8 protein-coding genes are annotated in these 15109 nt (G+C 68.0%); 4 read left to right on the top strand and 4 right to left on the bottom strand.

Going from position 1 to position 15109, the window contains the following annotated elements; genetic code table 11:
* The first annotated feature begins 3 nt into the window (after positions 1-3).
* From tssG to HWX53_RS16565, 4 genes are all read left to right on the top strand, one after another.
* Entirely contained in the window at positions 4-1059 is a 1056-nt protein-coding gene (tssG, locus tag HWX53_RS16580) for a type VI secretion system baseplate subunit TssG (RefSeq protein WP_244140156.1), read from the top strand.
* Between the two features lie 62 nt (positions 1060-1121).
* Positions 1122-3770: a type VI secretion system ATPase TssH gene (gene tssH / locus HWX53_RS16575; RefSeq protein WP_175942791.1), complete on the top strand. Its 2649-nt coding sequence runs from the start codon at positions 1122-1124 to the stop codon at positions 3768-3770.
* Positions 3771-3773: 3 nt separating this feature from the next.
* Complete coding sequence (gene tagH / locus HWX53_RS16570) at positions 3774-5090, top strand: type VI secretion system-associated FHA domain protein TagH (RefSeq protein WP_175942789.1); 1317 nt, start codon at positions 3774-3776, stop codon at positions 5088-5090.
* A gap of 19 nt (positions 5091-5109) precedes the next feature.
* Positions 5110-5895, top strand: coding sequence for a PP2C family serine/threonine-protein phosphatase (locus HWX53_RS16565; RefSeq protein WP_175942787.1), 786 nt, complete (start codon positions 5110-5112; stop codon positions 5893-5895).
* Between the two features lie 28 nt (positions 5896-5923).
* On the opposite strand, the gene tssC is transcribed toward HWX53_RS16565, so the two are convergent.
* The 4 genes from tssC to HWX53_RS16545 form a co-directional block, all read right to left on the bottom strand.
* Complete coding sequence (gene tssC, locus HWX53_RS16560; RefSeq protein ID WP_208454803.1) at positions 5924-7378, bottom strand: type VI secretion system contractile sheath large subunit; 1455 nt, start codon at positions 7376-7378, stop codon at positions 5924-5926.
* A gap of 60 nt (positions 7379-7438) precedes the next feature.
* Entirely contained in the window at positions 7439-7972 is a 534-nt protein-coding gene (tssB, locus tag HWX53_RS16555) for a type VI secretion system contractile sheath small subunit (protein WP_175942783.1), read from the bottom strand.
* Between the two features lie 67 nt (positions 7973-8039).
* Entirely contained in the window at positions 8040-9056 is a 1017-nt protein-coding gene (gene tssA, locus HWX53_RS16550) for a type VI secretion system protein TssA (protein ID WP_175942781.1), read from the bottom strand.
* 13 nt (positions 9057-9069) lie between these two features.
* Complete coding sequence (locus HWX53_RS16545; protein ID WP_175942779.1) at positions 9070-15096, bottom strand: filamentous hemagglutinin N-terminal domain-containing protein; 6027 nt, start codon at positions 15094-15096, stop codon at positions 9070-9072.
* Positions 15097-15109: the final 13 nt, after the last annotated feature.

Raw genomic sequence — 15109 nt, 5'->3', positions numbered from 1 at the left:
GCGGTGCGGCCCACGCCCTCCGAAGCGCCCGCGCACACGCGCGCGCTTCTGGAACTGTTCGACGCCGTCGCCGCCGAGCCGCATCGACACGACTTCTACCGGCTAATGCGGCACGTCGAGGCGCTCACTCCGGACCTGCCGCGCCTCGGCACAGGCGCGCGTCCCGCGGACGAACCGTTGCGGCTCGCGCAGGACGTCTCGCTCGCGTTCGCGCCCGCGCCGCTCGCCGGGCTGTCACGCGATGGCGACGGACATGCGCCGCGCCTCGCGCAGCGCTTCTTCGGCTTGCTCGGCCCCAACGGGCCGCTGCCGCTGCATCTGACCGATTTCGCCCGCGAGCGCGCGCTGCATCATGGCGACACGGCCTTCGCGCGGCTGCTCGATATGCTGCTGCATCGCTTCCTGCTGCTGTTCTATCGCGCGTGGGCGCAAGGCCGTCCGGTCAACGGGCTCGATCGTCCGGCGCAGGATCGCTTCGCGTTCTATGCGGGCGCGCTGATCGGCCACGCCGATCCGGCGACGCAGGGGCGCGACGCCATCTCCGACCACGCGAAGCTGCACTTCGCGGGCCTGCTGAACATGCAGACGCGGCCGGCCGACGTGCTCGAAGCCATGGCCTCCGCGCTGATGCGCGTGCCGGTGCAAGTCGAGCCGTACCGCGGGCATTGGATGACGCTGCCGCGCGACGAGCGCACCGCGCTGCGTTCGCGCGCGGGACGATCTGCGTCGCTCGGCCAGGGCGCGGTCCTCGGCGCTCATGTGTGGGACCGCCAGCATGCGTTCCGGCTCGTGCTCGGGCCCCTCACGCTCGCGCAATACGAGGCGTTTCTGCCGGGCGGCGGCGCGCTGCCGACGCTCGTGGCGCTGGTCAGACGCCATCTGAACGGGGAACTTGCGTGGGATGCGCAGCTCGTGCTTGCCGCGAAGGAAGTGCCTACCGCGCGGCCGGGCCGCCACGGACGCCTCGGCTACTCGGCGTGGCTCGGCACTGCCGAGCGCACGAGCGATCGCGCCGATCTCGCGCTCGACGCCGATGCGCTTTGCAAAAACGCGGCATGAGCGCCGTCTTATCGGAAAGCCGCGCCTTCGGTCGGCTCGCGGGCGTTCAAAGGAGTCGGACGATGGCGGAAATCAGTCGTGTGGCGCTGTTCGGCAAGCTGGACAGGCTCGGCTACAAGACCGTGGAAAGCGCGACGGTCTACTGCAAGATGCGCGGCAACCCGTATGTCGAGCTTTCGCACTGGCTCATGCAGATACTGGAAACGCCGCGCTCGGACATGGAGCGCATCGTCGCGCATTACGGCGTGGACGCGGCCACGCTCGCGCGCGATCTCACCGCGTCGCTGGATCGCCTGCCGCGCGGCGCCACCGCTATCTCTGATCTCTCCGAGCACATCACCGACGCGATCGAGCGCGGCTGGGTGTACGGCACGCTGCTCTACGGCGCGACGAAAGTGCGCACGGGCCATCTGCTCGTCGGCATGCTCAAGACGCAGCGGCTGCGCAATGTGCTCATCGGCATCTCCCGGCAGTTCGAGCGCATCAAGCCGGAAGATCTGTCGGACAACTTCGCGCGCATCGTCGCGGATTCGGTCGAGGAAGCGGAAGACGAGCCGCATGCGCAGGCGCCCGCAGCCGGCGACGAGACCGCGCCCGCGAGCATGGGCCGCCAGGAAGCCTTGCACAAGTACGCCACCGATCTCACCGCGAAGGCGCGTCAGGGCGAGCTCGATCCGGTCACCGGCCGCGACGAGGAAATCCGCCAGCTCGTCGATATCCTGATGCGACGGCGGCAGAACAATCCGCTTCTCACGGGCGAGGCCGGCGTGGGCAAGACCGCCGTGGTGGAAGGCTTCGCGCAACGCCTCGCGCGCGGCGACGTGCCGCCGCCCTTGCGCGAAGTCGCGCTCTGGTCGCTCGATCTCGGTCTCTTGCAGGCGGGCGCGAGCATGAGGGGCGAGTTCGAGCAGCGGCTGCGCCAGGTCGTCGAGGACGTGCAGGCGAGTCCAAAGCCGGTGATTCTCTTCATCGACGAAGTGCATACGATCGTCGGCGCGGGCGGCGCGGCCGGCACCGGCGACGCGGCCAATCTGCTCAAACCGGCGCTCGCGCGCGGCGACTTGCGCACCATCGGCGCGACGACGTGGGCGGAGTACAAGAAGCACATCGAGAAAGATCCGGCGCTCACGCGGCGCTTTCAGGTCGTGCAGGTGCTCGAACCCGACGAGCACAAAGCCGTGCGCATGTTGCGCGGCGTGGCGGCCGTGCTCGAAGGGCATCATCGCGTGCAGTTGCTCGACGAAGCCATCGAGGCGGCCGTGCGGCTGTCGCATCGCTATATTCCGGCGCGCCAGTTGCCCGACAAGGCCGTGTCGCTGCTCGACACCGCGTGCGCGCGCGTCGCGGTCAGCCAGCACGCGACGCCGCCGCAAGTGGACGATTGCCGCCGCCGCATCGAAGCGCTCGACGTGGAGGCGCAGATCATCGCGCGCGAGGCGACTGTCGGCGTGGATGTCGGCACGCGCGCGGCGGATGTCGAGGCGGCGCTCGCCTGCGAACGCGATGCGCTCGGCGGACTGGAGGCGCGCTGGAACGAAGAGAAGCGCGTCGTCGATGAACTGCTCGCGCTGCGTGCGTCGTTGCGCGAAGAAGGCGAAGCCGTCGATACGCCGCCATCGACACGCAACGATCGCCTCGCGCGTCTTTCCCAACTCAACGCGCGTCTCGCCGAACTGCAAGGCGACGCGCCGCTCATTCTGCCGAGCGTCGATGCGGGCGTGGTCGCAGGCGTGGTCGCGGACTGGACCGGCATTCCCGTCGGCAAGATGATGAGAAACGAACTGGCCGCCGTGCTCGGGCTCGCCGACTCGCTGGAGCGCCGCGTGATCGGCCAGCGCCATGCGCTCGACATGATCGCGAAGCGCATTCAGACGTCGCGCGCGCGCCTCGACAATCCGGACAAGCCGATCGGCGTGTTCCTGCTCGCGGGCACCTCGGGCGTCGGCAAGACGGAAACCGCGCTCGCGGTCGCGGAAACGCTGTATGGCGGCGAGCAGAACGTCATCACCATCAACATGAGCGAGTTCCAGGAAGCGCATACCGTTTCCACGCTCAAGGGCGCGCCGCCCGGCTATGTGGGCTACGGCGAGGGCGGCATCCTCACGGAGGCGGTGCGCCGCCGGCCGTACAGCGTGGTGCTGCTCGATGAAGTGGAAAAGGCGCATCCCGACGTGCACGAGATCTTCTTCCAGGTCTTCGACAAGGGCTGGATGGAGGACGGCGAGGGACGCTACATCGACTTCAAGAACACGATCATTCTGCTGACTTCGAACGTCGGCTCGGATGTCATCATGTCGATGTGCCGCGACTCTGCGGCCGCGCCGTCGCCCGAATCGCTCACGGCCGCGCTGCGCGGGCCGTTGCTCGACGTCTTTCCCGCCGCGCTGCTCGGACGGCTCGTCACGGTGCCGTACTACCCGCTCTCGGACGCGATGATGGCCGACATCGTGCGTCTGCAACTAGAGCGCATCCGGAGGCGCGTCGCGGACAATCACGGCATTCCGTTCGATTACGACCACGACGCCGTGCGGCTGATCGTGTCGCGCTGCACGGAGGCGGAGTCGGGCGGGCGCGTGATCGATGCGCTGCTCACCAACACCGTGCTGCCGCGCATTTCCACGGAGTATCTGACGCGGCTCACCGAAGGCGGCGCGCTCGGGCGTATTCGTCTGTCGGCGAGCGCGGACGACTTTATTTACGCGTTCGACTGAACCATGCTGACACTCACGGTCACTCGTCATAATGGGCAGCCGCCGCGCACACCGCTCGCGGCAAGTTTCGATGCCGAGGGCGGCACGATCGGGCGCGCGCTGACGAACCGCCTCGTGCTCGACGACGCCGAGCGCACCGTGTCGCGCATGCACGCGCAAATTGCGTGGCGCGACGGCACCTACCGGCTCACGGATCGCGGCAGCAATCCCGCGCTCGTCAACGGCGTGCCGCTCGACCCCGGCCAGGAAGTGCCGCTCGCGCATGGAGACGAGGTGCAGATCGGCGGCTATCAGCTGCGCGCCGAAGTTTCCGCCGAAGAGTGCACGGAGACGGCGTTCGAGGCATCGCACGCGAGCGCCGCGGCGCCGGACGATCCGTTCGCGGGTCTGTTCGATGTGCCCGCCGCGGCTGAACCGCTGGCATCGCCCGAGGACCGTTTCGACTTCGAGTTCGACGATCCCGCATCCAGGCGCTCCATCGACGAACTGTTCTCGCTTGCTCCGTGTGGGTCCTCGGCGGTGAGTCCGCTCATCGAACCGATCACGCAGCCGAACACCGCCCACGACGACGACCCTTTCGCGAGTCTGACCGGCGCGGCGCGGCCCGTCGCGCCGCCCGCCACGCAGTCCGACGCCGGCGCTGAGTTGCACAGCGCATTCACGCCGCCGAGCGCGCGCGCCGCGCCTTCGCCTTCGCCAGCGCCAGTCGTGCAGGACGATCAGCGCGCGCTCTTGGATGCACTGCTGCAAGGCCTCGCCGCCCCCGGCTTGCGCATCGAAGCGCTCACGCCCGCGCTGATGCAGCTCATCGGCGTGTTACTGCGAGAATCGATCCAGGGGACGCTCGATCTGCTTTGCGCGCGCGCCGCGTTCAAGCGCGAGATGCGCACGGACGCGACGATCATCGCGGCGGCGGACAACAATCCGCTGAAGTTCTCGCCGAACGTGGACGCGGCGCTCACGCATCTGCTGAGTCCGCCGGTGCGCGGCTTCATGCCGCCCGCCGCCGCCCTCGCCGATGCCTGCGCCGACCTGCGCGCGCATCAGGTCGGCATGGTCGCGGGCATGCGCGCGGCACTCGACGGCGTTTTCGAGCGCTTCGAGCCACAGCGCATCGAGGCGCGCCTGCCCGCTCGCTCGCGGTTCGACGATCTCATGTCCGGCAACAAGCGCCGCGCGCGCTGCTGGGTTCTCTTCACGGAACTGTACGGCCAGCTCTCGAGCGAGGCGACCGAGGATTTCCACATGCTGTTCGGCCGCGCATTCGTCGCCGCTTACGAAGCGCAAATCGGCGAACTGAAACGCCGCGCGCGCCGATAACGCGCGCCGGAGAACCGACATGCAACTGCAAACCGCGAGCGTGAGCGATGCCGGCGGTCGCTCGCGCAACGAAGACGCTCACGGACAATGGCGGCACGCGGCGCTGTTCGCGTGCGTGGTCGCGGACGGCGCGGGCGGTCATGGCGGCGGCGACACCGCCTCGCGCATCGCGGTCGAGACCGTGCTCGCCGAACTCGCGCGGATCGCGCAGGCGGGCGTCGCGCTCACCGGGCCGAACCTGTTGCGCGTGCTGCTGCGCGCGAACGATGCCATCATCGACGCTCAGGAACACGACGGCAAACTCGCGCAGATGCGTTCCACGGCGGCGCTGCTCGGCATCGACGAGGCGGCGGGGCATGCGTCGTGGGCGCATTGCGGCGACACACGGCTCTATTGTTTCCGGCGCGGCGCGACCGTCGTGCAGACGCAGGATCACAGCCTCGTGCAAAGCATGATCGACGCGAATCTTCTCGAAGCGCGCGACGTGCGCAGCTACCCGCGCCGCAACGTGCTGTTCTCGGCGCTCGGCACGGCGGATGATCTCGACATCGCGGTGTCGACCGAGCCCTTTCCGATCGCCGATGGCGACGCGTTCCTGCTCTGCACCGACGGCTTTTGGGAGTATCTCGACGAATCCGTGATGATCGACTCGATCGGACGGGTGCCGACTCCCGCCGCGTGGCTCGATCTGATGGTCGAGCATCTGCGCGAAAGCGCGCGGCCCGGACACGACAATTTCACCGCAAGCGCGGTGTGGGTGGGCGATGCGTCGGCAACCACGGTATTGCAGATGCCCGCCGTGTGAGGCGGGCATCGACCGGCACAGCCCAAAGTCAGGCCGCTTGCTTCTGCGACGGCAAACGCGACACGAGCCGCAGCGACACCGTCAGCCCTTCGAGCTGATAATGCGGACGCAGATAGAACTGCGACGTGTAGTAGCCCGGCGCGCCCGGCACTTCCTGCACTTTCACCTCGGCGGCGGCGAGCGGCTTCTGCGCTTTCGTGTGCTCGGATGAATTGGCCGGATCGCCGTCCACATACTGCGTGATCCACTTGTTGAGCCACGTCTCCATGTCGGAGCGTTCCTTGAAGCTGCCTACCTTGTCGCGCACGATGCACTTCAGATAATGCGCGAAGCGGTTGCACGCGAACAGATACGGCAGGCGCGCGGCGAGCGCGGCGTTGGCCGTGGCGTCGGGGTCTTCGTATTCGAAGGGCTTTTGCAGCGACTGGGCGCCGATGAACGCCGCGAAATCCGAGTTTTTACGATGAATCAGCGGCATGAAGCCGTTCTTCGCCAGTTCGGCCTCACGGCGGTCCGAGATGGCGATCTCCGTCGGGCACTTCATGTCGACGCCGCCGTCGTCGGTCGGGAAACTGTGCACGGGCAAGCCTTCGACCGCGCCGCCCGACTCCACGCCGCGAATGCGCGAGCACCAGCTATAGAGCTTGAACGAGCGCGTGATGTTCACGCCCATCGCGTAGGCGGAATTGGCCCACGTGTACTTGGAATGATCGGCGGAGCCGGTTTCTTCCTCGAAGTCGAATTCGTCGACGGGCTGCGTCTTCGCGCCATACGGCACGCGAGCCAGAAACCGAGGCATTGCAAGCCCGATATAGCGCGAGTCTTCGGACGCGCGCAGTGAACGCCAGCTCGCATATTCCGGTGTGCCGAATATCTTCGTGAGGTCGCGCGGATTGGCAAGCTCCTGCCACGAATCCATCTGGAGCAGACTCGGGTCGGCTGCGGCGATGAAAGGCGAATGCGCCGCAGCCGCGATCTTCGACATCTCGCCGAGCAGCTCGACGTCCGGCGGCGTCTGATTGAAGTAGTAATCGCCGATGAACGCGCCGAACGGCTCGCCGCCGAGCTGCCCGTATTCATGCTCGTAGATTTGCTTGAACAGCGGGCTCTGGTCCCACGCGACGCCCTTGAACCGCTTGAGCGTCTTGCCAAGGTCCTTCTTCGAGATGTTCATCACGCGAATCTTCAGCATCTCGTCGGTTTCCGTGTTGTTGACGAGGTAGTAAAGGCCGCGCCACGAGCCTTCCAGCTTCTGGAAGTCGGGATGATGCATCACTTCGTTGACCTGGTCGGTCAGCTTCTTGTCGATCTCGGCGATCATCGCCTGAATCGAGCGGATGGCGTCGCCGGAGATGATCTTCGTCTGCGAGAGCGCCTGCTGCGCGAGCGTCTGCACCGCCGCCTGCACCGCGGTCTTCGCTTCGTCGCTCTTGGGGCGGAACTCGCGGTTCAGCAGCGCGGCAAGGTCGTCGCCTTCCAGCATCGCGCCCTGCAGTTCGTGTTTGGCTTCCAGCGTTTGAGGTATGTCGGACATGGTGGTTTCTCACTCGGCGGCGGGGGTCGAAGATTCGGCGGCGGCAGCGGCTGTGTCCGGCGTGACCGTGGCGAGCGTCTTGAGCAGCGCGGGGTCGTCGAGCACGCGCGCGATCAGTTCCTCGGCGCCGTTCTTGCCGTCCATGAAGATGACGAGATTGGCAAGTTGCGTGCGCGCCTCCAGCAGCTTCGCGAGCGAGTCGACCTTGCGCGCGACGGCGGCGGGAGAAAAATCGTCGAGCGTATCGAAGGTGATGTCGACGCTCAGATTGCCTTCGCCCGTCAGCTTGTTGGGCACCTGAAACGCGACGCGCGGATGCATCGCCTTCATGCGGCTGTCGAAATTGTCGATGTCGATCTCCTGGAACTTGCGCTGATCGACCGGCGGAAGCGGTTCGGCGGGCTTGCCGGAGAGGTCGGCCATGACGCCCATCACGAACGGAAGCTGGACTTTCTTCTCGCTTCCGTAGGTCTCGACGTCGTACTCGATCTGCACGCGCGGCGCGCGATTGCGGGCGATAAATTTCTGACTGCTGGTAGCCATGAGGCCTCCTTTGCGTGAGCATGAGCCACGCCTGAAAGACGATTCGCGCGCGGCTCGTTTGAAAGCGTCACTGCGGCTTGGTGCCCGCGATCAGGCGAATGTGCGAGAGGCTGTCGGGCGCGAGATCCTGCATCACGGAGAGAAAGTCTTTGCCGAGCCAGCCGCGCGCGCGGCGAATCAATAGTGGCGCGGGATGCGCCGGCTCGGTGCGTTCGAGAAACGTGCAGACCGCGTCGAGCAGCGCGATGGCGTCTTCTCGCGTCGCGATTTCGCCGGGACGTGTTCTCATCGTCGCGACGATCGTCGGGCTGGCTTGTGTCGTGTCGTCGGGCATCTGCGTTTCCTTTTGCGCGACCGCGTGAAACTGCGTGGCCACGAAGCGCGCCGTGTCCATCATCTTGTCGAGCAGCGGCGCGCGTTCCGCGCCGAGCCGCTCCGTCATGACGGCGCCGAGCGCCTGAACCGCGCGCGGCAGGTCGATGCCCGCGTCGAAAACCTCGCGATTTTGCGCGAACGCATCGGCGAGCATGCCTTCGACCCGCGCGGGCGTCGCCGCGCTCGCGCCTGCGCCTGCCGCGAGCCTGCCCTGTGCGAGCAGCATGTCGCGCACCGTCAACCGCTCGCCGCGCGCGCGACATACTTCCGCGTCGCGCAGGTCGTGCAGCAGCGTTTCGGCTTCGGCGAAGGGCGTATAGGCGTCGGCAAGCGGCGCGAGGGCGTTGATCCGCAGCACGGGATCGTCGTTGTCATCAGCGTCGAGCGGCGGATAGAGGCTGTCCCAGTAGCGCTGGAACAGGCCGGTCAAGAGTCGCAGGCCCGCATGAAAACCCACGAGGCCATGCACGCGCGCCGCTGCCCGCGTGTAGACCACGGCGATGCGTAGATCCTTCGACCTCGCCAACAGTGCCTGCGACTCTTCGAGCACCTCGGGCCACGCGGTCGGCTCGGCGAGCGCTTCGAACTGGCGCTCGGGATTGCCGCGCGCGAGCGCTTCGAGAGCGAGGAACGCCGGATCGTATTCGAGATCGACGCCGGCCGGCGGCATCGTCGCGGCGGGCGCGAGCAGCGGTTCGATGTCGATCATCACGGCTCCGTGTTCAGAATTCGCCGCAGCCGTGCTGGCCGTTCACGACGAGACAGTTGTTCAGATTCGGCCGCGAGCGCACGCGCTTCCATTCGGAGGCGAGCGAATCCGTCGGTCCTTCTGACTGCTGCAGCGCGAGGATCGGCTCGCTCGTGCCCACGCAGACGTTCACCCCGCCGAGGTTGCTCTCGTAGACGAAGCTCTGTTCCTGCGCGGTGAAGAGTGGCTGCAGGCCAGTGCGATCGAAGACCGCGCCTTGTTTTGGCACGAGGGGGTCCGTCTGCGTGATCGCGGGCGTCTGCCTCATTGGCTTGACCGGCCGGACCGGCTTGACCGGATCGATGGGCTTCACCGTCAACGTGCCCGGAACGACGGTCACGTCGTAGCCGACAGCCGACGAAAACGTGCCGTCGATCGCATAGCGTCCAGGCGGCGAATTGCGGTCCGCCAGTGAGCTCATGGAGCCGGTCAACACGCTGTTTCGCTTGTCGCCGTTGGGCAAGCGCTGCCCGAGCGAGTATGCGAAGGGCTGATTGTCTTCTCCGGCGTAACGTTCCTGACTGCCGATCTCGACGGTGACCTTCGGCCGCTCTGTGTACACGAAGTGGTTGCCGTTGCCCGACACGACATCCATCGACTGCCGGCCGCTCCAGCACAGCCCGCCGTACACGCAGCCATAGAAGTTCGGCAACGCTCCGCCCGGATCGATGCCGTTGCGGTTTTCGCCTTGCCAGTTCGTCGCCCACACGCGCCATGCGTTGGCCGCGCCCAGCGTGCTGCCGAACGGGTTGTCGAACACTGCGTGGTCCATCACGAGGTCGATGCTGCCGCCCGCCCGCAGGTTGAGCGGCGCGTTGTGGGCGCCGAGCGTGATCTTTCCGTTGTCTGAGATTGCGAGGAGATCGCCCGTGAGCGTGCCTTGCTGGCCGCCGATCTGCACGACGCGGCCGTTCTCATCGACGCCGTTCGCGTTGCCGGCGCCGATCGTGAAGCTGCCGGCGTTCCTGAAGTTCACCGTGCCCGCGCCCGCGACGACGAGCGTATCCACATCGTTCGGATCGAGCAGATTGAAGACGCCGCCGCCCGCGAGCAGCAGCGTGCTCGCCTGAATGCCGCCAGGATCATTGACCGTGCCGGCCGTGTCGAGCGCGAGCGTGGCGTTCGCCGGCAGCGCGATGCCGGAAGGCAGGTCGATGCCCTGACTGCCCTCGCCGGTGCTTTCGAGCGTGAGACTCGTCGCCACCACCGGACGCGTCGCGCAACCCGCGCCGCCCGCGCACGGACCCGCCACGGTGATGCGCCCCGTCTGCGTGGGCGAGCCGAGCACGAGGGTTTGCAGCTGGGCCGAGAAGGTCTGGTAGGTCGCATTGTCGATGGTCAGCCCCGGCGCCGCGCTGGTGCCGAACAGCGTGATCGGCACGCCGTCGCGCGCGCTGACTTTGAAGCTCGACGGGTCGACCGATGCAGCCGAAACCGCGAGCAGGCCGCGTTGCGGATCGATCGAGCCCGCGCCGCCGCGGCCGAGGAGGCTCGTGGCCGTGCCGTTGTTCGACGCGCGCAGCGAGATCACGCCGCCCTGACCCGTGGTGATCGAGAACGGTCCGGCGCTCAGCGGCGGGAAGCCGGCAAGCGGCACGGCGCCGTAGGCGATGCCCGCATCGGCGGTGGACGTCGAACCGGCGATGGATACCGCGCCGGACGGCGCGTTCGCGGCGATGGAGCCGTTCAGCAGCAGCACGCCGTATGTGGGCGAAGACCTGCCCGAGCCGGTGATGTCGTAGGCGCTCGCGGTGCTGCCGCGTATGTCGATGGCGCCGCCCGCGCTCGTGATCGACGAACCGTTCCCCACCGTCACGCCGGCAAAGCCCGGGCCGCTACCGGCGCCGTAGATGCGTATTGCTCCGGTGCCCGTCATGATGTCCGCGGGGCCGCTCACGCCGCTGCGGAACTGCGCGGCGCTGCCCAGAACCACGCCGCCGCCCGGATCGACGCCCGGATTCAGGCTTTGCCCGATGAGCGTGACATCGCCGCTGCCGGTGGTGATGGTCGCGTCGTTGACTTCGACGCCCGCGCGCGTGTCCTGAAACGAGCCGTCGTTGCCGCTCGGCGCGGGCATGGTGCCGCGGATCGTCACCGCGCCGCCCGTCGACGACGGCGTGCCGCTCGCCGCGCCCGCGCGCGTGTCGATGTCGGCGAGACGCAGCACGACACCCGCGCCGGTGCTGTACGAGGGCTCGTCTGACCTGTTCACGGTGGCGCCCTTGCCCGTCAGCGTCACGTTGCCGCCGTTGCTCTTGATGGAAACGCGCGAAGCCGCTCCGTCATCGTTGGGAAAGCCGCCGACGAACACTTCGTTCGCCGCGGTGGCGACGAGATCGAGCGCGCCCGCCGTCGACGTGATGTCCGCAGCGATACGGAGGAAATCGGCGCTGCGCAGATCGACGGTAACGTCGTGACCCGACACGTTCTCGAGCGGCATACCGATGTCGACCCCCTCGCGCGTCGATGTCAGCGTCAGGTCGCCTGCGAGCGTCGAGCGCGTGCTGCCGTCGATCGCCCGGAAGGCGTTGGTACCCGCGTCGAACACGGTGCCGCTTCCGCTCGAGACGTAAAGCTTCGTGCCCGCGAGCGTCGTATTGCCCACGCCGACGAGCGCGACTCCGCCGAAATCGTTGTCGGGGTTCGTCAGCGTGAACGTGCCCGGCCCGCCGAGCAGCAGCCCGCCGGCGCCGATCGACGCGCTCTGCGACACGGGTCCGGCGGAATCGAGAATGAGTTGGCCGCCCAGCGAAACGCGGGAGAGCAAGGCAATGCCCTCGCTCCCCGCGCCTTCGTTGGCGACCGACAGATTACCGAAGGTCGGCAGGCCCGCGCACGGCGGCGCGGCGCAGGTCGCCCCGACCGCGATGTGCCCGATGTGCGACGCCGAGCCGATATAGACGTTGTCCACGCTCGTCAGGAAGCGCGTACCCAGCGAACTGTCGATGGTGAAGCCAGGTCCGGTCGCTCCCGCCACGCCGATGCTGACGCGCGCGGCATCGTCGGCGGCGATGTCGAACGTGGTCGCGGACACGCTGCCCGGGGCGAGCACCAGCGTGCCGTGAGGCGCGGCGAGCGTCGTGCGCGCATCGAGTGACGTCGAGCCGGCATCGAACGCGATCGACGACGTATTCGCGGCGTTATTCGAAGCGCGCAGCGTCAGCGTCTTCGTCGCCGTCGAGCCCACGCTGGAATCGATGATCTGCAGTCCTGCCTGCTCCACTGTGCCGCCGCTCGCGACGGAGCCGGCGAGCGTGATGTCCGAACCGTCGAGGCTCGCGTTGACGAGCTTCGCGCCGGAGTGATAGGCGCTATCGGCGCCCGACGCGGTGTCGATCGCGCCGTTGGTCACGCCGCGAATGTCGATCGGGCCGCCGGTGCCCTTGCCGTCCGATGCGACGAACGAGACGGCTCGTCCACTGTCCGCGCCGTTCCCCACGAGGTAGAGGCCTTCGTAGCCGTAGTCGAAGATCGGAGTGCGGGACGGGCCCGCGCTCACGTAGACGCCTTCGTAGCCGTTGCCGCTGCCATAGACGCGAATGCCGGGCAACCCCGCGCTTAGCGTGACCGTGCCGCCCTCGCCCGCTGCGGCTAGGGTCACGCCGCCGCCGAGCGGACCATCGAGCGCGGCATGGCCGCGGATGGTGATGCCGCCCGTCGTGGTAATCGGCATCGCGACGAGCGAGACGCCGTCCGCGCGTGCGACCGACCCGGAGGCAAGCGCGGTGCCGTCGATAGTGACGTTGCCGGAGCCGGCCTCGATGCTGCCGTAGTTCGCGCGCACGCCGCCCGCGCCGCCGTGTCCCGTCAGCGAGAACGCGCCGCCGCCCGAGGCGAGCGTCGCTTGATCGAGCGCGACGCCGACGCCATCCGCCGACGTGCCGTCGATGGTCACGTTGCCGGTCGCAGAGCGCAGCTCCGTCGCGGAAAGCGTGAGGCCGCCGGTACCACCTGTGCCCGTCACCGAGATCGCGCCCGTCGTCGTTCGCAGCGTGGATCCGCCTTCGACGTTCACGCCATAGCCGAGTCCGCGCGCGTCGCCGATCGCGTCCACCGGCCCGTAACCGTCAATCGCGATCCGCCCGCTCGGCGCATCCGTGCCGATCCGGTATTCCGGCAGTTCGGCTCCGAACACGCTCGTGCGCGTGCGCGTGTCCACGTCGACGTGGTCGAGCGTGACGCGCGGCGAGACGCCACCCTGCGGCCCGCCGATGACGACATCGCCGCCATTGGTGAATAGCTGAAACGCGTCGGTCCTCGCCGATCCACGCAGCAGGATCTCGGCCGAGCCGTCCTTGTACCCGGCGGTGTTCGCGGTCAGCACGACCGACAGCGGGCTCGCCGTGTCGCTGATGCTCGACTGCGACGCCACGATCCCCGCGTTGCCGCTTCCATCGCTCGTCCGATCCATCAGAATCGAACGCGCGGCGAGCAGCGTGAGCGTCGCCGCGTTGCCCCCGCGCTTCTCGATCAGACCGTCCAGCGTGATGTTGCCGCCAATTGCCGGACCGCCCGTGCCGGTATCGACGGTCACGGACGTGCCCGCGTTCAGCCGGCTGTTGATGGTCCCGACCGAGATCGTCGAGGCATCCGACGAAGCGGAGAAATTCGGCCCGCCCGTGCTGTCGACGCTGCTCGAGGACGTGATCGTCACGTCGTAGGGATCGAGCAGCCACGTCCCGCCGATGCCGTGCAGCGCCGATGCATCGATGTTCGCGCCCGCCACGTCCAGAAAATGTGCCGACGTCTCGATCAGACCGCCGTTGCCCGCCACGTTCCCGCCGCGCGCCGTGAGCGTGCCGTACACGCGGGCCGCGTTCGTGCCGTCGATCACGACGTTGCCGCCGTCGCCGCGGCCGAGGGCATCCGCGTGGATCTGCGCGCCCGGCCCCATCCAGACGGCATCGGCGTTGCGCATATCGGTCTCTTTGCCCGCCGCGCCGCCGCCCACGCGCACGCGCCCGCCGCCCGAGCCGCCGCTCGCGTCGATATTCGCGCCGTCGTTCACCGCGACGTGCTGGCCCGTCACGTCGATCGCGCCGCCCGTGAAACCCGCGCCGCCGGTCGCGTCGACGCTGCCCGCCACTTCCGTCAGTCCTGCATTGCCGCCGTCGAGCACGATACGCCCGTTGCGCTCGGCCACGCTCTGCGCGCGCACCGTGCCCGTCTGGTTCAGCACGGTCGACGCGAGCGCGTCGGCGGTCTGCACCGACATGAGCACCTGACCGCCATCGGCCTGAAGGACGCCCGAGTTGCTCGCGAGCGCCTGCGCCGCCGGGCCGTCGATCTTGAGCATGGTGAGGCCGTCGCCCGCGAAATCGAGCGTCATGTCGCTGCCCGCGCCCATCGCGATGGTGCCGAGCTTCGCGCTCACCGTGCCGCGGTTGTCCACCTGAGCGCCGAGCAGCGCGACCGTGCCGCGCTCGGCCGTCGTGATCGTGCCTTCATTGCGCACGAGGCCGCCTGCGTTGCGCCCACTCGTGAAGCGATACTTGCCCGCGAGAAAATCGCTGTCCGAAATGCCGAGCGTCGAGGCGACGATCGAGCCGACGTTCACCGACGCCCCGGGCGCGAACAGCACGCCCGCCGGGTTGACGAGAAACACGCGTCCATTGGCGTTGAGATGCCCGGCGATCTGGCTCGCCTCGCCGCCCGTCACGCGATTAAGCAGCACCGCCTGCGGCGAGGGCTGCGAGATGTTCACGGTCTCGCCCCCGCCGATCGAAAACGAGTTCCAGTTGACGATGCCCTTCTGCGAGCCCTGCGTGATCGCCATGGTCTTCGGGTTCGGCGTGCTGATGTTCACGCCGCCGCTCACGACCTGCCCGCCCGCCGGCAACGCGAACGCGCCCGGCGCGATTACGAGCGCAAGGAGCGGCAACAATGAGGCCGGTTTGAGGTCGATGCCCGCGTGCCGTGCGGCGCGCCGGGCGAGTCGCCGGATTGCACGCTCCCACTCCCGGCGATGCCGGCGGGTCCGAAGGCTGATGTCGTCGCTCATGTCGAACTCCTGT

The organism is Caballeronia sp. BCC1704 (assembly GCF_902833455.1).
Lineage (GTDB): Bacteria > Pseudomonadota > Gammaproteobacteria > Burkholderiales > Burkholderiaceae > Caballeronia.
This window is presented reverse-complemented; position numbering and strand designations above follow the sequence as displayed.

What these genes read in the sequence shown, in the direction of transcription:
- tssH (WP_175942791.1), top strand. Translation starts at nt 1,122, where the DNA reads ATGGCGGAAATCAGTCGTGTGGCGCTGTTCGGCAAGCTGGACAGGCTC.
- tagH (WP_175942789.1), top strand. Translation starts at nt 3,774, where the DNA reads ATGCTGACACTCACGGTCACTCGTCATAATGGGCAGCCGCCGCGCACA.
- HWX53_RS16565 (WP_175942787.1), top strand. Translation starts at nt 5,110, where the DNA reads ATGCAACTGCAAACCGCGAGCGTGAGCGATGCCGGCGGTCGCTCGCGC.
- tssC (WP_208454803.1), bottom strand. Translation starts at nt 7,378, where the DNA reads ATGCTGGAAGGCGACGACCTTGCCGCGCTGCTGAACCGCGAGTTCCGC.
- tssB (WP_175942783.1), bottom strand. Translation starts at nt 7,972, where the DNA reads ATGGCTACCAGCAGTCAGAAATTTATCGCCCGCAATCGCGCGCCGCGC.
- tssA (WP_175942781.1), bottom strand. Translation starts at nt 9,056, where the DNA reads ATGATCGACATCGAACCGCTGCTCGCGCCCGCCGCGACGATGCCGCCG.
- HWX53_RS16545 (WP_175942779.1), bottom strand. Translation starts at nt 15,096, where the DNA reads ATGAGCGACGACATCAGCCTTCGGACCCGCCGGCATCGCCGGGAGTGG.